General features: G+C 72.7%; 17 protein-coding genes. 9 read left to right on the top strand and 8 right to left on the bottom strand.

Annotated features, from left to right (window positions below; all coding sequences use genetic code 11):
* The first annotated feature begins 16 nt into the window (after positions 1-16).
* Genes F4692_RS12630 through F4692_RS12615 form a run of 4 tightly spaced genes read left to right on the top strand, consistent with a single transcriptional unit; the run spans position 17 to position 3447 of the window.
* Complete coding sequence (locus F4692_RS12630; protein ID WP_179619971.1) at positions 17-1720, top strand: DUF885 domain-containing protein; 1704 nt, start codon at positions 17-19, stop codon at positions 1718-1720.
* The gene (locus F4692_RS12625; RefSeq protein WP_179619970.1) at positions 1717-2316 is read left to right on the top strand and encodes a Maf family protein; all 600 of its coding nucleotides are present in this window, start codon (positions 1717-1719) and stop codon (positions 2314-2316) included. Before F4692_RS12630 ends, F4692_RS12625 begins: the two co-directional genes overlap by 4 nt.
* 43 nt (positions 2317-2359) lie before the next feature.
* Positions 2360-2989, top strand: coding sequence for a CDP-alcohol phosphatidyltransferase family protein (locus F4692_RS12620; RefSeq protein ID WP_179619969.1), 630 nt, complete (start codon positions 2360-2362; stop codon positions 2987-2989).
* Positions 2989-3447: a VTT domain-containing protein gene (locus F4692_RS12615; RefSeq protein ID WP_179619968.1), complete on the top strand. Its 459-nt coding sequence runs from the start codon at positions 2989-2991 to the stop codon at positions 3445-3447. The genes F4692_RS12620 and F4692_RS12615 overlap by 1 nt, the downstream gene beginning before the upstream one ends.
* Positions 3448-3489: 42 nt before the next feature.
* On the opposite strand, the gene F4692_RS12610 is transcribed toward F4692_RS12615, so the two are convergent.
* The 5 genes from F4692_RS12610 to F4692_RS12590 all read right to left on the bottom strand — a co-directional run bounded on the left by F4692_RS12610 (position 3490) and on the right by F4692_RS12590 (position 8959).
* Complete coding sequence (locus F4692_RS12610; RefSeq protein ID WP_179619967.1) at positions 3490-4734, bottom strand: ABC transporter permease; 1245 nt, start codon at positions 4732-4734, stop codon at positions 3490-3492.
* On the bottom strand, positions 4731-5612 hold the full coding sequence (locus tag F4692_RS12605) for an ABC transporter ATP-binding protein (protein ID WP_179619966.1): 882 nt from the start codon (positions 5610-5612) through the stop codon (positions 4731-4733). The genes F4692_RS12610 and F4692_RS12605 overlap by 4 nt, the downstream gene beginning before the upstream one ends.
* An 81-nt stretch (positions 5613-5693) precedes the next feature.
* Entirely contained in the window at positions 5694-6377 is a 684-nt protein-coding gene (locus F4692_RS12600; RefSeq protein WP_179619965.1) for a response regulator, read from the bottom strand.
* Complete coding sequence (locus F4692_RS12595) at positions 6374-7702, bottom strand: sensor histidine kinase (RefSeq protein WP_179619964.1); 1329 nt, start codon at positions 7700-7702, stop codon at positions 6374-6376. Before F4692_RS12595 ends, F4692_RS12600 begins: the two co-directional genes overlap by 4 nt.
* 60 nt (positions 7703-7762) lie before the next feature.
* Positions 7763-8959 (bottom strand): acyl-CoA dehydrogenase family protein, encoded by a 1197-nt coding sequence (locus F4692_RS12590; RefSeq protein ID WP_179619963.1) that lies wholly within the window; start codon positions 8957-8959, stop codon positions 7763-7765.
* Positions 8960-9119: 160 nt separating this feature from the next.
* On the opposite strand from F4692_RS12590, the gene F4692_RS12585 reads away from it, so the two are divergent.
* From F4692_RS12585 to F4692_RS12575, 3 genes are all read left to right on the top strand, one after another.
* The gene (locus tag F4692_RS12585) at positions 9120-10910 is read left to right on the top strand and encodes an acetyl/propionyl/methylcrotonyl-CoA carboxylase subunit alpha (RefSeq protein WP_308645285.1); all 1791 of its coding nucleotides are present in this window, start codon (positions 9120-9122) and stop codon (positions 10908-10910) included.
* Between the two features lie 110 nt (positions 10911-11020).
* A complete protein-coding gene (locus tag F4692_RS12580) occupies positions 11021-11647 on the top strand; it encodes a TetR/AcrR family transcriptional regulator (protein ID WP_179619962.1) in 627 nt (208 codons plus the stop codon).
* Positions 11644-13332 carry an FAD-binding dehydrogenase gene (locus F4692_RS12575; RefSeq protein WP_179619961.1) on the top strand — a complete coding sequence of 563 codons (1689 nt, stop codon included), beginning with the start codon at positions 11644-11646 and terminating at the stop codon, positions 13330-13332. Before F4692_RS12580 ends, F4692_RS12575 begins: the two co-directional genes overlap by 4 nt.
* A 3-nt stretch (positions 13333-13335) precedes the next feature.
* Here F4692_RS12575 and F4692_RS12570 read toward each other — a convergent pair whose 3' ends face one another.
* The gene (locus F4692_RS12570; protein ID WP_179619960.1) at positions 13336-14043 is read right to left on the bottom strand and encodes a TetR/AcrR family transcriptional regulator; all 708 of its coding nucleotides are present in this window, start codon (positions 14041-14043) and stop codon (positions 13336-13338) included.
* A 126-nt stretch (positions 14044-14169) separates the two neighbouring features.
* Between F4692_RS12570 and F4692_RS12565 the strand changes: the two genes are divergently transcribed.
* Together F4692_RS12565 and F4692_RS12560 are read left to right on the top strand one after the other, a co-directional pair.
* Positions 14170-15114, top strand: a complete 945-nt coding sequence (locus tag F4692_RS12565; protein ID WP_179619959.1) for an NAD-dependent epimerase/dehydratase family protein — start codon at positions 14170-14172, stop codon at positions 15112-15114.
* 60 nt (positions 15115-15174) lie between these two features.
* Positions 15175-18561: a pyruvate carboxylase gene (locus F4692_RS12560; RefSeq protein ID WP_179619958.1), complete on the top strand. Its 3387-nt coding sequence runs from the start codon at positions 15175-15177 to the stop codon at positions 18559-18561.
* A gap of 145 nt (positions 18562-18706) precedes the next feature.
* Here the strand turns inward: F4692_RS12560 and F4692_RS12555 are convergent, their stop codons facing one another.
* On the bottom strand, positions 18707-19648 hold the full coding sequence (locus F4692_RS12555) for an SGNH/GDSL hydrolase family protein (protein ID WP_179619957.1): 942 nt from the start codon (positions 19646-19648) through the stop codon (positions 18707-18709).
* Positions 19645-20886: a SpoIID/LytB domain-containing protein gene (locus tag F4692_RS12550; RefSeq protein ID WP_179619956.1), complete on the bottom strand. Its 1242-nt coding sequence runs from the start codon at positions 20884-20886 to the stop codon at positions 19645-19647. The genes F4692_RS12555 and F4692_RS12550 overlap by 4 nt, the downstream gene beginning before the upstream one ends.
* Positions 20887-20950: the final 64 nt, after the last annotated feature.

Below are 20950 nucleotides of genomic sequence, written 5' to 3'. Positions count from 1 at the left end.
CACTATCGTCGGGGCCGTGACCCAGACCAGCGACAGCGTCCGCACGATCGACGCCCTCTGCGACGCCTACGTCGACGACTACTGCGCCCTCGACCCGCTGACGGCCACCTCAATCGGGGTCGCCGGGCACGAGCACGAGATGACCGACTTCTCCCCCGCGGGCTTCGACGCACGCGAGGCGCTCGCCCGCGAGGTCGTGGCGGCGGTCGAGGCCGCGACACCGGTGGACGACCGCGAAGCAGCGGCGAAAGACGCGTTCCTCGAGCGCACCCGGCTCGAGATCGAGCTCGAGGACGCCGGCGTCAACCGGTCGCGGATGTCGGTGCTGTGGAGCCCCCTGCACGAGGTCCGCGGCGTGTTCGACCTGATGCCGACCGAGGGCGAGGAGGCCGTCGCGGCGATCGCGGCGCGGCTCGCGGCCGTGCCCGCCGCCCTCGAGGGGCTGCGGGTGACGCTGTCCGACGAGGCACGCAAGGGCAACGTCGTCGCCGCGCGGCAGTACGCCGAGGTGGCCGAGCAGGTGCGTCGCTGGACGGGCCAGACCGGGGAGGCCGGCGACTTCTACCTCGGCCTGGTCGAGCGCCTGCAGGGCGGGGACGAGGCCGAGCTCCGCGCCCTCGCCGGCGCGGCGAGCGCCGCGACCGCCGCGTTCGGGCTGTTCCTCAGCGACGAGATGGAGCCGCAGGGCAAGGACCGGGAGGGCGTCGGACGCGAGGTGTACGCCCTCGCCAGCCGCTACTTCCTCGGCGCCGAGGTCGACCTCGACGAGACGTACGCGTGGGGCTGGACCGAGCTGCAGCGGCTGTCCGACCTGATGCACGCCACGGCCGAGCGCATCGCCCCGGGCGCCGGCGTCGACGGCGCGGTCGCGCACCTCGACGCCGACCCGGCCCGGGTGGTCCACGGCCGGGAGGCGTTCCGCGACTGGATGCAGGACCTCGCGGACCGCACGATCGCGGAGATGGCGGGTGTGCACTTCGACATCCCCGAGCCCATCCGGCGCATCGAGTGCATGCTCGCGCCGACCAACGACGGCGGCATCTACTACACGGGCCCCTCCGAGGACTTCGAGCGCCCCGGCCGGATGTGGTGGTCGGTGCCCGACGGCATCGAGGACTTCCACCCGTGGCGCGAGGTCACCACCGTCTTCCACGAGGGCGTCCCCGGCCACCACCTGCAGGTCGCGCAGACGGCCTACCGCAGGGACACCCTCAACCGCTGGCAGCGTCTGATGTGCTGGTGCAGCGGCCACGGCGAGGGCTGGGCCCTCTACGCCGAGCGGCTGATGGAGGAGCTCGGCTTCCTCGACGACCCCGCCGACCTGCTCGGCATGCTCGACGGCCAGTCGCTGCGCGCGGCCAGGGTCGTCGTCGACATCGGCATGCACCTCGAGCTGAGGATCCCGGAGGACAACCGGCTCGGACCCGGCGGCGCCGCCTTCCACCCCGGGGAGACGTGGACGCCCGAGCTCGGCCTCGAGTTCATGCGGCTGCATTGCCGGATGGACGACGAGTTCATCCAGTTCGAGGTCAAGCGCTACCTCGGTCTGCCCGGCCAGGCGCCCTCCTACAAGGTCGGCGAGCGGATCTGGCTGGAGGCCCGGGCCGCGGTGCAGCAGCGCCAGGGTGACGACTTCGACCTCAAGGCGTTCCACCGCGCCGCGCTCGACCTCGGCTCGCTCGGCCTCGACCCGCTGCGGGCAGCGCTGGAGCGCCTGTGACGACCCCGCTGGTCCTCGCCTCGGCCTCCCCCGCGCGCCTCGCGACCCTGCGCGCGGCCGGCATCGAGCCCACGGTCATCGTCAGCGGCGTCGACGAGTCGCAGCTCACCGACCTCCCGCCGGCCGAGCTGGCCCTCCAGCTCGCCGAGCTCAAGTGCGCGGCCGTCGCCGGGCACGCCGACGTGCCGGCCGGCGCCCTCGTGGTCGGCTGCGACTCGGTGCTCGAGCTCGACGGCGAGGCGCTAGGCAAGCCCCACGACCCCGACGAGGCCGTACGCCGCTGGCGGGCGATGCGGGGCCGCGCCGCCGTGCTGCACTCCGGTCACTGCCTGCGCGAGGTCGCGAGCGGCCGGGTCGCGGCCGCCACCGGGTCCACGGTCGTGCACTTCGCCGACGTCACCGATGAGGAGATCGACGCCTACGTCGCCACCGGCGAGCCGCTGCACGTCGCGGGCGCGTTCACGATCGACAGCCTGGGCGGTGCGTTCGTGACCCGGATCGAGGGCGACCACCACAACGTGGTGGGCCTCAGCCTGCCCCTGCTGCGCGACCTCGTGCTCGAGCTCGGCCACGCGTGGCCCGATCTGTGGACCTGACCCGATAGCATCACGGACCGTGGGGAGCGGGGTTCAGGGAGGGGTGCGGGCTGAGCCCGTCGCACAGGGGACCCCGGACCCCGAGGGTCGCTACGGCGTCCGCGAGGAGCGGCTGCTGACCGGAGCGACCGTCGTCACCGCGGTCCGCACCGTCGCCTCGGTGGTCCTCGCCGCGATGGCCGCCCACCAGCAGGACCTCACGCTGCTCGTCGTCGCGCTCGTCGTCTACTGGGTCGGCGACATGCTCGACGGCTTCTACGCCCGGGTGCGCGACTGCGAGACCCGCATCGGCGCCGTGCTCGACATCATGTGCGACCGGCTCAACGCCGCGGCGTTCTACATCGGCCTCGCCTGGCTGCAGCCGGACCTGTCGCCGGCGATCTTCGTCTACCTCGCCGAGTTCATGGTCGTCGACTGCTTCCTGTCGATCGCGTTCCTCGCGTGGCCGATCCGCAGCCCCAACTACTTCTTCGTCGTCGACCGCCCGATCTGGCTGTGGAACTGGTCCAAGCCCGCCAAGGCCGTCAACAGCGCCCTGTTCGCGGTGCTGCTGCTGGTGACCGGCTGGATGTGGGTGGGGCTCGCGATCGCCACGGCGCTGCTCGTCCTCAAGTGCGTCTCGCTCCACCGCCTCACCCGCATCGGCCTCCCGGTGCCCGGGGCCGTCGGCTGATGCTCTTCTGGAGCGTCATGGGCGCGTCCGTCGGGTCCGCACTGCTCCCGCTGATCAACATCGAGGCGATCCTCGCGGTCGCGGTCAGCCAGACCCCCGGCCACACGTGGGGCCTGCTCGTCGCCGCGACCGTCGGGCAGATGCTCGGCAAGATCCTCTGGTACTGGGGCGGCATGCACCTCGACCGGGCGCCGTGGGTCAGCCGCCAGCTCCAGAAGCCGAAGGCCAAGGCGTCGCTGGAGAAGTGGCACGAGCGCGCGGAGGGCCGGCCGTTCTTCACGGCCGGCCTGCTCTTCGTCTCCGCCGCGACCGGCTTCCCGCCGTACGCGATCACGGCTGTGCTGGCGGGCACCCTGCGCGTGCCGTTCTGGGTCTTCCTGCTCACCGGGACGCTCGGGCGCGGGCTGCGGTTCTGGGCGGTGGTCGCGGGAGCGACGTCCATCGTCGACCTCTTCTGACCACGCACCCCGGACCGCGGCCCGCGCCGGCTCAGCGAGCCGTCACTCCGCCGTGGCCCACGCCTGCTTGAGGCTGACCCGGCCGCCGGTCTGCAGCAGCGCCCGCCGGTAGAGCCGCTCCCCCACCATGACCGTGAGGCCGGCGAAGACGGCCAGCAGGCCCAGGGCGAGCAGCGGCTCCCACCACTCGACCCCGCCGGCGAGGATCCGCTTGGGCATCACGACCGCGGAGACGGGCGGGACGTACGACGCGATGACCTGTGCCCGGCCGTCGAGCGAGAGCCCGCCGAAGAACATCACCAGCATCAGCATCGTCAGCGGCGTCGACGTGGACTGCAGGTCCTCGGTGCGCGAGGCGAGCGAGCCGGCGACGGCCCACAGGCAGGCGAGCGCGACGAACCCGGCGAGGAAGAACGCGACGAACCAGGCCGCCGGTCCTGAGAGCGCCGGGACGTAGGACGAGTAGGACGTGAAGGACAGTCCGACGAGCCCGACGGCGAGGTAGACCAGGAGCTGGATCACTGCCAGCGCCGTGTTGCCGAGGACCTTGCCGGCGAGCAGGTGCCGCAGCGGGATGGCGGCGGCGATGATCTCCACGATGCGGCTCTGCTTCTCCTCGATCACCGACGAGGCGAGCTGCATGCCGAAGACGAGGGCGGCGAAGTAGAAGAGGAACACGAAGACGAACCCGACGGCCTCCGCGACGTTGGCCCGCTCCGCGTCACCGCGGAGGAACTCGGTCGTCACGGTGCTGCCCGCCTGGAGCGCCTCGACGGTCGTCCCCACCTGGGCGGCGTTGTCCGCCAGCACCGTCTGCTGCACGACGGCGCGGGTGACCGTGGTCAGCGCGTCCTGCTCGCTCGACTCCGTCGTGAGCTGCCAGCCGTCGTCGGTCGGGTGCAGCCACGCGTCGACCTCGTCGTCGCGCAGCGCCGCCTCGGCGGCGTCCCGGTCGGCGAGCTCGGTGACGGTGACCTCGACCTTGTCGTCGACGTCCGGCGCTCCGTCCTTGATCGCCGTCGCCATCGCGACCGAGTCGGGCGTCGCGCCGAGCGTGACGTCGGTGGTCTTCTCGTCCTGCCAGATGGAGAAGCCGATGAAGCCCGCGATCAGCACGACCATGAAGGCGGTGCCCAGCACGAAGGACTTGTCGGTGATCCGCGAGACGATCTCGCGACGGGTGACCAGCAGCCAGGCCGGCTCGCCCCCGGTCCTGTCGCCGGTCCTCCCGGCCGTCGTGCCGGCGGTGTTGTCGGCGGTCTTGTCGGCGGTCTTGTCGGTGCTCATGCGGTCGCCTCCCGGTAGATCTCGCTGAGTGCCGGGCGCACCCGGACGAACTCGTGGACGTCACCGCGGCCGGTGGCCTCGGTGATCAGCTGCTGCTCGGCGCCGGCCTCGCGGACCTCCACGAGCGCGGTGGTGCCGTCGAGGTCGAGGACCTCGAGGCCGCGCAGGTCGCGCACCCAGCCGGCGTCGCCGCCGAGGACGAGACGGAAGCGCGGCACCCCCGCGTCGCGCAGCTCCGTCACCGACCCGGCGGCGACCCGGCGGCCCTGGGACAGCACGACCAGCCGGTCGCACAGGCGCTCGACGAGGTCGAGCTGGTGGCTGGAGAACAGCACCGGGACGTCGTCGCGGGTGTATTCGCGCAGCAGGTCGACCATCGAGTCGACGGCCGCCGGGTCGAGCCCGGAGAACGGCTCGTCGAGGATCAGCGCCTGGGGCTGCGGCAGCACCGAGGCGATGATCTGCACCCGCTGCTGGTTGCCGAGCGACAGCTTCTCGAGGTGGTCCTTGGTGCGCTCGCCGAGGCCGAAGCGCTCCAGCAGCTCGGTCACCGCCGTCCGCGCCGCGCCGCCCTCCATCCCCTTGAGCTGGGCGATGTAGACGAGCTGGTCGAGGATGGGCTGCTTGGGGTAGAGCCCGCGCTCCTCGGGCATGTAGCCGAACGAGCGGCGGTCCAGCCGCGTGATCGGGCGGCCCTGCCAGAGCACCTCCCCCTCGTCGATGCCCAGCACGCCCATGACCATCCGCATGGTCGTGGTCTTGCCTGCGCCGTTGCCGCCGACGAAGCCGGTCATCAGACCGCTCGGCACCTCGAACGACACGTGGTCCACGGCGGTGTTCTCACCGAACCGTCTGGTCAGCTCCCGGATCTCCAACATGGCCACGACGCTAGGGGCGTACGACGTGGCGCGGATCCCCCGCGCGACGGAACCTCCGGGCGGAGGGCAGCGGCGACGGCCTCACTCCTCCGTCGGGAGGATGAGGCCGGCCTCGTAGGCGTAGACGACCGCCTGCACGCGGTCGCGCAGGTGGAGCTTGGCGAGGACGTTGGACACGTGGGTCTTCACCGTCGCCTCGCCCAGCACCAGCTCGGCCGCGATCTCGCCGTTGGACAGGCCCCGACCGAGCAGCACGAGGACCTCGCGCTCGCGCGCGGTCAGGTGGGCCAGCGCAGCGGGCTCGGGTCGGTCCGGGGCGTCCGCCGCGCCGCCGGCCATCCGGCCGATGACGCGGCGGGTCACCTCGGGTGCCAGCAGGGCGTGGCCGCGCCCGGCCGCGCGTACGGCGTCGAGGAGCTGCTCGGGGCCGGCGTTCTTCAGCAGGAACCCGCTCGCCCCGGCCTGGAGGGCGTCGAACAGGTAGTCGTCGCGGTCGAAGGTGGTCACGATGACGACGTGGCCCAGGTCGTCGGCCACGAGGTGGCGGGTGGCCTCGATGCCGTCCATCCGCGGCATCTGGACGTCCATCAGCACCACGTCGGGCCTCGTCGCGCGGGCCCGTTCGATCGCCTGCAGGCCGTCGGCCGCCTCGCCGACGACCTCGATGTCGTCCTCGACCGAGAGCACCATCGCGAAGCCCGATCGCACCATCGCGTGGTCGTCGACGAGCAGCACCTTCAGCCGGTCGGTCGGGTCGTCGGTCATGGCCGGGCTCCCAGCGGGAAGCGGACGCGGACGCGGTAGCCGCCGGTGACGCGGGGGCCGATGTCGACCTGGCCGTCGTGGGTGGCGGCCCGCTCCCGGATGCCGAGCTGGCCCAGCCCGCTGCCGGAGGTGCCGTGGCGCGGGCGGCCGTTGTCGACGACCTCCACCTCGGCGTACGACGCGACCTCGTCGACTCGGACGACGACGGACGCGGTGTCGGCGGTGCTGTGGCGCCGGACGTTGGTCAGGGCCTCCTGCACGGTGCGGTAGACGGCGAGGCCCAGGCCACGCGGCAGCCGGCCGGCGGCGTCGTCCTGCGCCTCGACCACGTCGAGCGTGACGTCGAGGCCCGCGCCGGACGCCTCCGCGACGAGCCGGGGCAGGTCGGCGACGCCCGCCTCGGGCGTACGGCCCTCACGCTCCTCACCGGCGCCGCCGGTGCCCTCGCGCAGCGTCCCGAGCAGGCGGCGCATCTGGGTGACGGCGTCGCGGGAGGCCTGCTCGACGTGGCTGAGGGCCGTACGCGCGGCGTCGGGGTCGCGGTCGAGGACCCGTCGCGCCGCGCCCGCCTGGATGCCCATCGCCGAGACGCCGTGGGCGACGACGTCGTGGAGGTCGCGGGCGATGCGCAGCCGCTCGTCCATCACGGCCTGCTCGCGCAGCCGGCCGGCCTGGGCGGCGATGGTCGTCGCCTGCTCCACGAGCCGGTGCCGCTGGCGTGCCGCGCGCCACGACACGCCGCCTCCGGCGATGGCACCACCGAAGTAGATGACGTTGATCAGCAGGGTGATCGCGACCGCCGCCGGGATCGGTGGGAAGAAGCCGACGTCCTCGGTCAGGCCCTCGTCCTCGAGCCAGTCCTGCATCCCCGAGCCCACCGCGAACTGCCAGGTGATCCAGGCGAACATGAAGAGCACGATCGCGCCGATCACCACGACCATCGCACGGCGGTCACGGGCGTACGCCACGCCCGACAGGAGCGCGACGAAGTAGACGATCTGGAGCGACACCTGCCCCATCACCTCGGGCATCGTGACGCCCGCGACGAACATGTGCACCGCGGCCACCAGCGCGATCGCCAACGGCCACCGGCGGCGCCCGAGCAGCAGCAACGCCCCCGTCGACACGGCCAGCCACTGCGCCCACACCGGGGCGTCGGTGTGCTCGAAGCCGCCGGAGCTGCGCACCAGCTCGAGGGCGAGCAGGCTGACGGCCTCGACGCTCGCGGCGAGGACGACGTCCTGGCGGCCGATCGGCGGGCGCGGGCGCTCCCACGGGTCGTCGACGCCGAACCACGTCAGGACGCGCTGGCTCGGACCGGTCATGGGGCGAGGGTAGAGCGCCACCCCGCGCGCGGGATCCGCCGGGAGGCGGAGATCACCGCGTCACTCGACGGGCAGGCCGAGCCCGCGGGCGATGAGCATCCGCTGCACCTCCGAGGTGCCCTCGCCGATCTCGAGGACCTTGGCGTCGCGGTAGAACCGGACGACGGGGTACTCCTCCATGAAGCCGTAGCCGCCGAAGACCTGGGTCGCGATCCGCGTCGCGGTCACCGCGGACTCGGTGGCGTAGAGCTTCGCCACGGCCGCCGCCTGCTTGAAGGCGGCCATCGAGACGTCGCGGCCGGCGTCCATCGCGTCCTTCATCGCGGCCGCCTTGTAGGTCAGCAGGCGCGAGGCGTCGAGCATCACCTGGAGGTCGGAGACCTGGAAGGCGAGGCCCTGCTTGCGGCCGATGGGGCCGCCGAACGTCTGCCGCTCGCCGGCGTACTGCACCGACATGTCGAGGCAGGCCTGGATGCAGCCCACCGCCAGCGCGGCGATGGCGACCCGGCCGTCGTCGAGGGTGGCCAGGAACTGCGCGTAGCCGCGGCCGCGCTCGCCGAGGAGGTTGGCCTCGGGGACGCGGGCGCCGTCGAAGGACAGCGGGTGGGTGTCGGAGGCGTGCCAGCCGAGCTTGTCGTAGGCCTTCTCGGCGGTGAAGCCGGGGGTGCCGGACGGGACGATGATCGTCGAGATCTCGGGGCGGCCGTCGGCGCGCTCGCCGGTGCGGGCGGTGACCGTCACCAGCGAGGTGATGGACGAGCCGGAGTTGGTGATGAACTGCTTGGCGCCGTCGACGACCCACTCGCCGTCCTGCAGGACGGCCTTCGTCCGGGTGGCCCCCGCGTCGGAGCCGGCGCCCGGCTCGGTGAGGCCGAAGCCGGCGAGCGTCTCACCGGCGACGAGGTCGGGCAGCCAGGTCTTCTTCTGCTCGTCCGTGCCGTAGGTCAGGATCGGGTTGATGCCGAGGCCGACCGCGGCCTCGAGGGTGATGCCCATCGACTGGTCGACACGGCCGACCTCCTCGATCGCCAGGCAGAGCGACGTGAACCCGCCGTCCTCCCCCGCCATCCCGGCGCCGCCGAACTCCTCCGGGGCCGTGAGGCCCATCAGGCCGAGCGCGCCCATCTTCTGCACGACGTCGGTCGGGAAGTGGTGGTCGCGGTCCCACTGCGCGGCGTGCGGGGCGATCTCCGCCTCGGCGAAGTCACGGACGCTGCGACGGAACTGCTCGTGCTCGGGGGACAGCTCGTAGGTCATGGCAGCAGCCTATCCGGGTTGGTTAACGATCGCTAACCCGCGGGTGGTCTCCGTCACATCGGGCAGCGGACGTACCGCGGTCCGGGCGCGGTAGCCTGCCGAGCGGTACGCGCCCGGTCGCCGTGCCGCCCCACCAGAGTCGCCGTCAAGGAGTCCTCGCGTGAGCTTGAAGAAGGTCCTCATCGCCAACCGCGGCGAGATCGCCGTCCGCGTCATCCGCGCCTGCAAGGACGCCGGGATCGGCTCGGTGGCGGTCTACGCCGAGCCCGACCGCGACGCCCTCTTCGTCCGGCTCGCCGACGAGGCCCACTCCCTCGGCGGGGCGACCCCCGCCGAGTCGTACCTCGACATCGCCAAGATCATCGCGGTCGCGGAGAAGACCGGTGCAGATTCCGTCCACCCCGGCTACGGCTTCCTCGCCGAGAACGCCGACTTCGCCCAGGCCGTCATCGACGCCGGGCTGGTCTGGATCGGTCCCCCACCGGCCGCGATCGAGGCGCTCGGCGACAAGGCGAAGGCCAAGCACATCGCCGACCGTGCGAACGCGCCGCTCGCGCCGGGCACCAAGGACCCGGTCGCCGACGCCGACGAGGTCGTCGAGTTCGCGAAGGCCAACGGCCTGCCGGTCGCCATCAAGGCCGTCTTCGGCGGCGGCGGGCGCGGGCTCAAGGTCGCCCGCACCCTGGAAGAGATCCCCGACGCGTACGAGTCCGCGGTCCGCGAGGCCGTGACCGCGTTCGGTCGCGGCGAGTGCCTGGTCGAGAAGTTCCTCGACAAGCCGCGCCACGTCGAGACCCAGTGCCTGGCCGACCAGCACGGCAACGTCGTCGTCGTCTCGACGCGCGACTGCTCCCTGCAGCGTCGCAACCAGAAGCTCGTCGAGGAGGCGCCCGCGCCGTTCCTCAGCCAGGAGCAGCTCGACGAGCTCTACGACTCCTCCAAGCGCATCCTCAAGGAGGCCGGCTACCACGGCGCCGGGACGTGCGAGTTCCTCGTGGCCCAGGACGGCACCATCTCCTTCCTCGAGGTCAACACCCGCCTCCAGGTCGAGCACTGCGTGTCCGAGGAGGTCACCGGCATCGACCTCGTCCGCGAGATGTTCCGCATCGCCGCCGGCGAGGAGCTCGGCTACGACGACCCCGAGATCCGGGGCCACTCCATCGAGTACCGCATCAACGCCGAGGACGGCGGCCGCAACTTCATGCCCGCACCCGGCACCCTCTCGGCGTGGGCACCGCCGTCGGGCCCCGGCGTACGCCTCGACGGGGGCTACGAGAACGGCGAGACCGTCCCCGGCTCGTTCGACTCCCTCATCGCCAAGCTCATCGTCACCGGCACCACCCGCACCCAGGCCCTCGAGCGCTCGCGCCGCGCCCTCGACGAGTTCGTCGTCGACGGCATGCCGACCGTGATCCCGTTCCACCGCGCGGTCGTGCGCGACCCGGCCTACGTCGGCCCGTCCAACCCGTCCGGCGAGGGCGAGTTCACCGTCTACACCCAGTGGATCGAGACCGAGTTCGACAACCAGCTGGAGCCGTACGCCGGAGACGCCGCCGAGGCCGAGGAGCAGGGCGAGCGGCAGAAGGTCACCGTCGAGGTCGGCGGCAAGCGCCTCGAGGTCGTCCTGCCCGGCAACCTCGCCGGCCTGGGCGGACTCGCCGCGACGGGCCCGGGTGGGGGCGGTGCGAAGAAGGCCGGCAAGCGTGCCGCGAAGAAGGCCGGCGCCGCCGCGTCGGGCGACGCCGTCACCTCGCCGATGCAGGGCACCATCGTCAAGGTCGTCGTCGAGGACGGCCAGGCCGTCGCCGAGGGCGACACCATCGTCGTCATGGAGGCGATGAAGATGGAGCAGCCCCTCAAGGCCCACAGGGCCGGCACCGTCACCGGCCTCGCCGCCGAGGTCGGCGCCACCGTCACCAACGGCGCCGTGATCTGCGAGATCAAGGACTGACGCGCACCCGAGCGGTGCGTGAGCCACGTGTCCGCGCCTCACCTCGTGGCTCACGCACCGCTGAGACAGTTAGATAGCAAGCACTCACTTTCTATGTCACACTCTGCGGTGTGACCACCACGCCCTCCCGGCGCACCCAGGCCGAGCGCCGCGAGGGCACCATCACCGCCCTCCTCGACGCGACGGTGCGCTGTCTCGCCGAGCGGGGGTACGCCGCCACCTCGACCGCGGCCGTCTGCGCCGAGGCGGGGGTGAGCCAGGGGGCGCTCTTCCGCCACTTCCCCACCCGGCAGGCGCTGCTGGTGGCGACGGCGAAGCACGTCGCGACCCGCAACGTGGCGCAGTTCCGTGCGACCGTCGCGCAAGGCGTCGACACCGTCGAGGACGTCGCGGTCGTGCTGACCCACCTGCGCGGGGTCGTCCTCTCCCCCGCCAACCAGACCTGGCGCGAGCTCCTCGTCGCGGCCCGCGCCGACGCCGACCTCCGCGCCGCGCTGCACCCGGCCCGGGAGTCGCTCCAGTCCCAGATGCTCGTCGCGGCGGCCGACCTGTGGGCCGACCGCCTGCCGGCCGACGACCTCGCCGCCGTGCTCAGCATCGTGGTCAACATGCTCGACGGGCTGGCGTTCTCGGCCCTCGACCCCGACCCCGCGGCCCCGCCCGGCCGCACCGTCGAGCGCGCCCTGCGCCTGCTCGCCGAGATGATCGTCAGCCACTACCCGCAGGAGCAGCCATGACCGACTTCACCCCCGACGTCATCGTCGTCGGCGCCGGGCTCGCCGGCCTCGTCGCGACCCACGAGCTCGCCCTCGCGGGCAAGCGGGTGCTGGTCCTCGACCAGGAGAACCGCGCGAACCTCGGCGGCCAGGCGTGGTGGTCCCTCGGCGGCCTGCTGTTCGTCGACAGCCCCGAGCAGCGCCGGATGGGCATCAAGGACTCCCCCGAGCTCGCCTGGCAGGACTGGCAGGGCTCGGCCCAGTTCGACCGCCTCGGCGACGGCACCGACGGCCCCGGACGCGGTGAGGACCACTGGCCGCTGCAGTGGGCGAAGGCGTACGTCGAGTTCGCCAACCGCGAGAAGCGGGACTACCTCCACGCCCTCGGGCTCCGGTCGCTGCCGTTCGTCGGGTGGGCGGAGCGGGGCGACGGCCGCGCGACCGGCCACGGCAACTCGGTCCCCCGCTTCCACCTCACCTGGGGCACCGGCCCCGAGGTCGTGCGGATCTTCGTCGAGCCGGTGCAGGAGGCGGAGGCCCGGGGGCTCGTACGCCTCGCGTTCCGCCACCAGGTCGACGAGCTGGTCGTCGAGGACGGCACCGTGGTCGGCGTGCGCGGCACCGTCCTGGCCGACGACGACGCCGAACGCGGCGTGAAGTCGAGCCGCGACGCGGTCGGCGACTTCGAGCACCGCGCCGCGGCGGTGGTCGTGACCAGCGGCGGCATCGGGCACAACCACGAGCTGATGCGGCGCAGCTGGCCCACCGAGCGCGTCGGTCCGGCGCCCGAGCACCTGATCTCCGGCGTCCCGGCGCACGTCGACGGCCGGATGCAGGCCATCTCCGAGACCGCGGGCGCCACGATGGTCAACCGGGACCGGATGTGGGCCTACGTCGAGGGCATCCACAACTGGGACCCGGTCTGGCCCGACCACGCGATCCGCATCCTCCCCGGTCCCTCGTCGATGTGGTTCGACGCCACGGGCAAGCGCCTCGAGGGCATGTCGGGCGTACCCGGCGCGGACTCGATCGGTGCGATGAAGCAGATCCTCGCGACCGGCCACGACTACTCCTGGTTCGTGCTGACCCAGTCGATCATCGAGAAGGAGTTCGCGCTCTCCGGCTCCGAGCAGAACCCCGACATCACCGGCAAGGACCTGAAGTTCCTGGCGAAGACCCGCCTCGCGAAGGGCGCACCCGGCCCGGTGGAGGCGTTCAAGGAGCACGGGGTCGACTTCGTCGTCGCCGCGACGCTCGACGAGCTGGTCACCGGGATGAACGAGCTCGCCCGCGGCCCGAGGCTCGACGTCGACGACCTCGAGCGGCAGGTCGTCGCCCGCGACCGCGAGGTCGACAACGCCTTCTCCAAGGACATCCAGGTGATGGCGATCCACAACGCCCGCCGCAGCCGTACGGACAAGCTGATCCGCGTCGCCAAGCCCCACAAGGTCCTCGACCCCGCCCACGGCCCGCTGATCGCGGTGCGGCTCAACATCCTCTCGCGCAAGACCCTCGGCGGCCTGGAGACCAACCTCGACGGCCAGTGCGTCGCCGCCGACGGGAGCGTCGTCCCCGGCCTGTACGCCGCGGGCGAGGTCGCCGGCTTCGGGGGCGGCGGCGTCCACGGCTACAACGCGCTCGAGGGCACCTTCCTCGGGGGCTGCATCTTCTCCGGACGCGCGGTCGGGCGGGCGCTCGCCCGCTGACCGTCAGGCTCTCGCCAGCCCGACGGCCTCCACCAGCGCGTCGAGGTGCTGCTCGAAGAGGTCGGCGGGGTCGGTGAGCGTCGCCGTGCCGTACTGGCCGAAGACCTCCCACGTCACGCAGCCGAAGAGCGCGGCCCAGGCGAACAGGCCCCGGGCCAGCAACGCGTCGGGGGCGCTGAGGCCCATCTCGCGGCGGATCCGGGCGAGGTCGCGGGTGAGCCGGCGCGGCGCGAGCGGGGAGTCGTCGAGCCCGATCCGCCCCGCCTGCCAGGCGTCCTCCCACACCTCGACGAGGCGTACGACGACGCGCGTGCCCGGTCCGGTCGTCTGCTCCGCCGGCGCCTCGTAGCCCGGCACGGGACTGCCGAAGAGCAGCGCGTACGTCGCCGGCTCGGCGAGCCCCCACGCCCGGACGGCGCGGCCGATCGCCGCCATGCGTCCCACGTGGTCCTCGCGCTCGACGCCGGCGAGCGCCTGGTCGACGGCGTCGCCCAGCTCGTCGTAGCCGTCGACCACCAGCAGGGTGAGCAGGTCATCGCGACTCGCGACGTAGCGGTAGACGGCCGACGACACGAGGCCGAGGTCGCGCGCCACGGCCCGGAGCGACAGGGCGGCAGCACCGTCGGACGCGAGGTGCTGCCGACCGATCCGGACGATGTCGCGCATCGTCTGCTCCCGGGCCCGGCTGCGGGGGGTCGAGGCGGACTCCATGCACCGGATCATCGCACATTCGAGAGCATTCGTGACGAATGAGAGCACTGCTCTTGCTTTCTTGGATGGCGCAGTGCATGCTGGACGAACCGAGAGCACCGCTCTCTCTTTCACGAGGAGAACCCCATGCCCGACGTCCACGTCGTCACCGGAGCCGGTCCCGTCGGCTCGACCATCGCCCTGCAGCTGGCGGAGGCCGGCCACCGGGTCCGCCTGCTCACCCGCTCGGGGAGCGGCCCCGTGCACCCCCTCATCGACCGCCGCCGCGTCGACGTCTCGCGTCCCGAGGTGCTCGCCGAGGCGTTCGCCGGAGCCGTCGCGGTGCACCACTGCATCCACGGCTCGGCCTACGACGCGAAGGTCTGGCGCGCGGAGCTCCCCCGCGCGGAGAAGGCGGTCCTCGACGCCGCCGGCCGCGTCGGTGCGGTCGTGACCTTCCCCGAGAGCCTCTACTCCTACGGACCGGTGAGCGGGCCGATCACCGAGGACACGCCGCGCTCCGCGACGACGGGCAAGCTCGGCGTACGCACCGAGCTGCTCGCCCAGCGCGAGGCGTCGGCGACGCCTACCGTCAGCGTCGCGGCGTCCGACTTCTACGGGCCCCTCGTCCGCACGGCTCACGCCGGCGAGCGGATGGTCCCGACCGTGCTGGCCGGCCGGACGATGCGAGTGCTCGGCAGCCTCGACCAGCCCCACTCCTTCACCTACGTGCCGGACCTCGCCGCGGCGATGGTCGTCGCGGCCGGTCGCGAGGACCTCTGGAACTCGTTCCTGCACGCCCCGACCGCTCCGGCGCTCACGCAGCGGCAGCTGGTCGAGCGCACGGCCGCCGCAGGTGGCGTGCCCGTCCCCCGGATGTCGACGATCCCGATGTGGGCGCTGAGGTCCGTGGCGCTGGTCCACGGCGGCACGCGCGAGATGACCGAGACGGCGTACATGTTCACCGACCCGTTCGTGGTCGACTCGAGCGCGAGCGAGGCACGCCTCGGCCTCTCCCCCACCTCGCTCGACGCGGGCCTCGCGGCCACGGTCGCCTGGTGGCGCGCCCAGGACTCGACGCGCGCCGCCTGAGGCGACCGGGTCGCGGACAGGTGACCCACCTCACGGCCCGGGCTGGATAGCGTTCGGCCCATGTTCTCCAAGGTGCTCGTCGCCAACCGTGGCGAGATCGCAGTCCGGGCCTTCCGTGCAGCGCGCGAGATCGGTGCGCGCACGGTGGCCGTCTTCCCCCACGAGGACCGCGGGTCCGAGCACCGGATGAAGGCCGAGGAGGCCTACCAGATCGGTGAGGTCGGACACCCGGTCCGTGCCTACCTCGACCCGGAGGCGATCGTCCAGGTCGCCGTCGACTGCGGCGCGGACGCGATCTACCCCGGCTACGGCTTCCTGTCGGAGAACCCGGCGCTCGCCGAGGCCTGCGCGGCGGCCGGCATCACCTTCATCGGTCCCAGCGCCGACGTGCTCACCCTCACCGGCAACAAGGCGCGCGCGATCGCCGCGGCCAAGGCCGCGGGCGTACCCGTCCTCCAGTCCGTGCCGCCCTCGACCGACGTCGAGGAGCTGCTGGCAGCGGCCGAGCAGATCGCGGCGCCGCTCTTCGTCAAGGCCGTCGCAGGCGGAGGCGGGCGCGGGATGCGCCGCGTCGACGACCGTGCGGACCTGCGCGAGGCGATCGAGACCTGCATGCGTGAGGCCGAGGGTGCCTTCGGCGACCCGACCGTCTTCATCGAGCAGGCCGTGGTCGACCCGCGCCACATCGAGGTGCAGATCCTCTCCGACGGGACGGGCTCCGAGGGTGGTGTCATCCACCTCTACGAGCGCGACTGCTCGGTCCAGCGCCGCCACCAGAAGGTCGTCGAGATCGCGCCGGCGCCCGACCTCGACCCCGAGCTGCGGATGCGCATCTGCGAGGACGCGGTGCGCTTCGCCCGCGAGATCGGCTACAAGAACGCCGGCACCGTGGAGTTCCTGCTCGACCCGTCGGGGACGTACGTCTTCATCGAGATGAACCCCCGCATCCAGGTGGAGCACACCGTCACCGAGGAGGTGACCGGCGTCGACCTGGTGCAGTCGCAGATGCGGATCGCCGCCGGCGCGACGCTCGCGGACCTCGAGCTGACCCAGGACTCGGTCCAGCCGCGCGGCTTCGCGCTGCAGTGCCGGATCACCACCGAGGACCCGGCCAACGGGTTCCGGCCCGACACCGGCAAGATCACGATGTACCGCTCGCCGGGCGGCCCGGGCGTACGCCTGGACGGCGGCACCACCTACACCGGCGCCGAGATCAGCCCCCACTTCGACTCCATGCTCGCCAAGCTGACCTGCCGCGGACGTACGTTCGAGGCGGCCGTGCAGAAGGCCCGCCGCGCGCTGCTGGAGTTCCGCATCCGTGGCGTCTCGACCAACGTCGGCTTCCTCCAGGCCGTGCTCGCCGACCCCGACTTCGCGGCCGGCGGGGTCACCACGTCCTTCATCGAGGACCACCCGCAGCTGCTCAAGGCGCAGGTGGGCGGCGACCGCGCGACGCGGCTCCTGGAGTACCTCGCCGACGTCACGGTCAACCAGCCGCACGGCGCCGCGCCGGTGTCGGTCTCCCCGGTCAGCAAGCTCCCGTCGCTCGACCGGACCCAGCCGGTCCCCGACGGCACCCGTCAGCAGCTGCGCGAGATCGGGCCCGACGAGTTCGCCCGCCGGCTGCGCGCGCAGACGAGCGTCGCCGTCACCGACACCACGTTCCGCGACGCGCACCAGTCGCTGCTCGCCACCCGGGTCCGCACCCGCGACCTGCTCGCCGTCGCCGACCACGTCGCCCGCACGACCCCGCAGCTCTGGTCGGTGGAGTGCTGGGGCGGCGCCACCTACGACGTCGCGCTCCGCTTCCTCAACGAGGACCCGTGGGAGCGGCTCGCCGCCCTGCGCGAGGCGATCCCCAACGTCGGCCTGCAGATGCTGCTGCGCGGTCGCAACACGGTCGGCTACACGCCGTACCCCACCGAGGTCACCGAGGCGTTCGTGGACGAGGCGGCCGCCACCGGCATCGACGTCTTCCGCATCTTCGACGCCCTCAACGACGTCTCCCAGATGCGCCCGGCCATCGACGCCGTGCGCGCCACGGGCACCTCCGTCGCGGAGGTCGCGCTCTGCTACACCGGCGACCTCTCCTCCCCGGGCGAGAAGCTCTACACCCTCGACTACTACCTGCGCCTCGCCGACCAGATCGTCGAGGCGGGCGCGCACGTCCTGGCGATCAAGGACATGGCCGGCCTGCTCCGCGCCCCTGCCGCCCGCACCCTGGTGACCGCGCTGCGCGAGCGCTTCGACCTGCCGGTGCACCTGCACACCCACGACACCCCGGGCGGGCAGCTCGCCACCCTGCTCGCCGCCATCGACGCTGGTGTCGACGCCGTCGACGCCGCCTGCGCCTCGATGGCCGGCGGCACGTCGCAGCCGGCGCTGTCCGCGCTGGTCTCCGCCACCGACCACTCCGCGCGCGAGACCGGTCTCTCGCTCGCGGCCGTCAACGCGATGGAGCCCTACTGGGAGGCCGTGCGCCGCGTCTACGCGCCGTTCGAGTCCGGCCTGCCCGCGCCGACCGGTCGCGTCTACCGCCACGAGATCCCGGGCGGCCAGCTCTCCAACCTCCGCCAGCAGGCCATCGCGCTGGGCCTCGGCGAGAAGTTCGAGCAGGTGGAGGACATGTACGCCGCCGCCAACGACATCCTCGGCAACGTGGTGAAGGTGACGCCGTCGTCGAAGGTCGTGGGCGACCTCGCACTCGCGCTCGTCGCGGCGAAGGCCGACCCGGCCGCGTTCGAGGCCGACCCCGCGTCGTACGACGTCCCCGACTCGGTCATCGGCTTCCTCAACGGCGAGCTCGGCGACCCGCCCGGCGGCTGGCCCGAGCCGTTCCGCAGCAAGGCGCTGGCGGGCAGGACGTGGAAGCAGCCGGTCGAGACCCTCACCGAGGAGCAGCAGGCCAGCCTCGCCAGCGACCGCCGCGCCACGCTCAACGAGCTGCTCTTCCCTGCGCCCACAGCCGCCTTCCACGAGTCGCGGGAGAAGTACGGCGACCTCGCCGGCGTCTCCACCATCGACTACCTCTACGGCCTGCGCCGCGGCGAGGAGCACCGCGTCCGGGTCCGTGAGGGCCGCGAGATGCTCTTCGGCCTCGAGGCGATCAGCGAGCCCGACGAACGCGGCTTCCGCAACGTGCTCGCCACCGTCGACGGGCAGCTGCGCCCGGTGCAGGTGCGCGACCGCGGCATCTCCGCCGAGGTCGCGTCCGCCGAGAAGGCCGACCCCAAGGCGACCGGCCACGTCGCCGCTCCCTACGACGGAGCCGTCACCCCGACGGTCGCGGAGGGTGACACCGTCGAGGCCGGGCAGACCGTGGCGACCATCGAGGCCATGAAGATGGAGGCGTCGATCACCGCGCCGGTGGGTGGCACCGTCCAGCGCCTGGTGATCGCCTCGACCAAGGCCGCCGAGGGTGGCGACCTGGTGCTGGTGATCGGCTGAGCCCGACCGGGCCCCGGCGGGTCCGTACGCCACACGGCCGCACGTGCGCAGGTGCGGCGGTCATCGCCCTCGCAGCCCGTCCGCGGGGGCCACATCTGCCGCACGTGCGAGACGTGCCGTTCGTGCCGCTTCCCCACCGGGCCCGCTACCCCGCGTTGAGGACGATCGCGTCGGGGTCGGGCTCGGCGTACTCCGTGACCTCGGCGGGGTCCTCCCCGGTCACCTGGCGGAAGACCTCGGTGGCGACGGCGCGCATGCCGTTGATCTTCGGGTGGAACGGCGCCGCGACGCCGACGCGGAACCGCGGCCCGTTGACCCAGGCGCGGCCCTTGGCGCAGACGTCGTGCCCCTCGGAGACGGCCTCGATGTCGACGTACTCGCCACCGCCGTCCTCGGCACCGGTGGCCAGGGCGTCGTTGAGCAGGCCCGCGACCTCCGCGACCGGTCCGAGCACGTCGGCCGGCACGCCGACGGCGTTGCACGTGCCCTCGGTCGGGAGGATGTCGGGATAGCCGACGACGAGGACGCGCGCGTCCGGCGCGGCCCTCAGGATGCGGCGTACGGCCTTCTCGACCCGGGCGGCGACCTTGCCGGTGTCGTCGCGCAGCTGGGCGACCGGGCAGTCCGCGGCGGCGCTGCCCTGGCAGCGGATCAGCGAGTCGTAGATGCCGAAGTCGTTGCCGCCCATGCCGAGGGTGACCAGGTCGGTGCCCCTCGTGACGGCGTCGAGCTGGGGCGGGGCGGTGTTGCCGTCGAACATGAGCATCGGCTCGTAGAGGTCCACCGTCGTGGCGGCCGAGCACGTCACGTCGGTGTAGGAGGTGACGTCGAGCCAGTCGGCGACGAACGCGGGGTAGTTGTCCTTGGACCGCGCGCATCCGGTCGGGTCGGAGCGCATCGTGCCGATGAGCGGTCCGGCGGAGAAGGAGTCCCCGAGGGCGACGTAGTCGATCGGGGTGGCGACCTCGGTCTCGACCACCGGGTCGGGCAGGTCGATGCCGCCGTCGTCGGCGGATCCCGACGTGCAGCCGGTGGCGGCCAGCACGAGGGCGCCGAGCAGCGCCGCCAGCCGGTGGGAACGCGTCACTGGCGGGCCGGACCCTTCTGCCGCGGCGTGACGCTGAAGGTGAACCAGTCGGAGTAGAGGCCGAAGGCGGACCGGACGGCGTCGCCGTCGGTCGTGATGCGCCCGTTGGCGAAGACGAACGCCATCTCGGTGACCCGACCGCCCCAGTCGCCGTTGCCGTCGCGGGCGATCACCTCGATGCCGGTGAGGTCGCCCATGTCGGGCCACTGCTTCTCGACCTGGGTGTCGTCGATCGTGGTCGTCCACGTGGAGTACGTCGGGTTCACGAGACCGTCGTAGGGGTCCTGCTGCGCGACCAGGTAGGGCATCGAGCCCGCGGAGGACCACCCGCCGTTGCTGGCGGAGAACTGCGTGAACGCGGGGCGCCCGTCGAAGAAGAGGCCCTGGCGCGCGGTCGCGCGGATGGCGTCGGTCGCGGCGGGGTGCTCGACGTCGGCGCCGCCGTAGACCTGGCACTGGGTGGTGTCGCAGAGGTCGTAGTGCGCGGCGGCCGGGTGGGAGCGCTCGTACGCCGCGTAGGTCCGCGCCGCGACCGACTGCGCGCTCACGGCGGCGGGGGTCCAGAGCGCGGGGACCTCCTGCGGCACGACGCCGCGGAGGTACGCCTCCATGCCGAGCTTGTTGACCGTCTGCCGCTTGCCGCCCTGGCGCGGGCCGACGGACTGCAGGGCGCCGCGGTAGTCGTGCCGGCCGCGGGGCGTGACGAGCGTGAGGAGCCCGTCGGAGGCGGTGAACTCCGCCTCGCCGCGGAAGGTCCTCCACGTCCGCCAGCGGCCGCCCTTGGTCCACTGCACCGCGGTGCGCTCGCCCTGCGCGACGAGTCGCCACTTCTTCGCCGCGAAGGACGGCACCCGCCAGGTCCGCGTGCGGGACAGGCTGGTGACCTTGAGGCCGCGCTCGGCGGCGACCTGGACGTCGCGGCCGGTGTCGGAGGTGATGAGCACGCGGATCGTGCCGCGTACCTCGCCCCACGTGGTGCCGGGGTAGTAGAACTCGTTGATCTGCTGCCAGCCCAGGCCCTGCTGGGCGGCGCCGAGCGCGCCGTACTGCGACATGCCGTGGCCGTGGCCGAACCCGTGGCCGGTGAGGGTGATCGCGGTGCTGCCGGGGGTCGACCAGACCTCGACCTTCCTGCGCGGCTCGGCCGCCGACGCGCCGGACGCGGGCAGCACCGGCAGCAGGAGGGCACTCGCGGCGAGCGCGGCCAGCAGGCGTGGTCGCAGCCGGGTCCTGGTCATGGCGTGTCCTCCCCCGAGGTCGACGGAACAGAATCTCCGAGCGTACAGGGGAGCGGTGGCGCCG

The sequence above is a fragment of the Nocardioides cavernae genome, from assembly GCF_013410035.1.
GTDB lineage: Bacteria > Actinomycetota > Actinomycetes > Propionibacteriales > Nocardioidaceae > Nocardioides > Nocardioides cavernae_A.
This window is presented reverse-complemented; position numbering and strand designations above follow the sequence as displayed.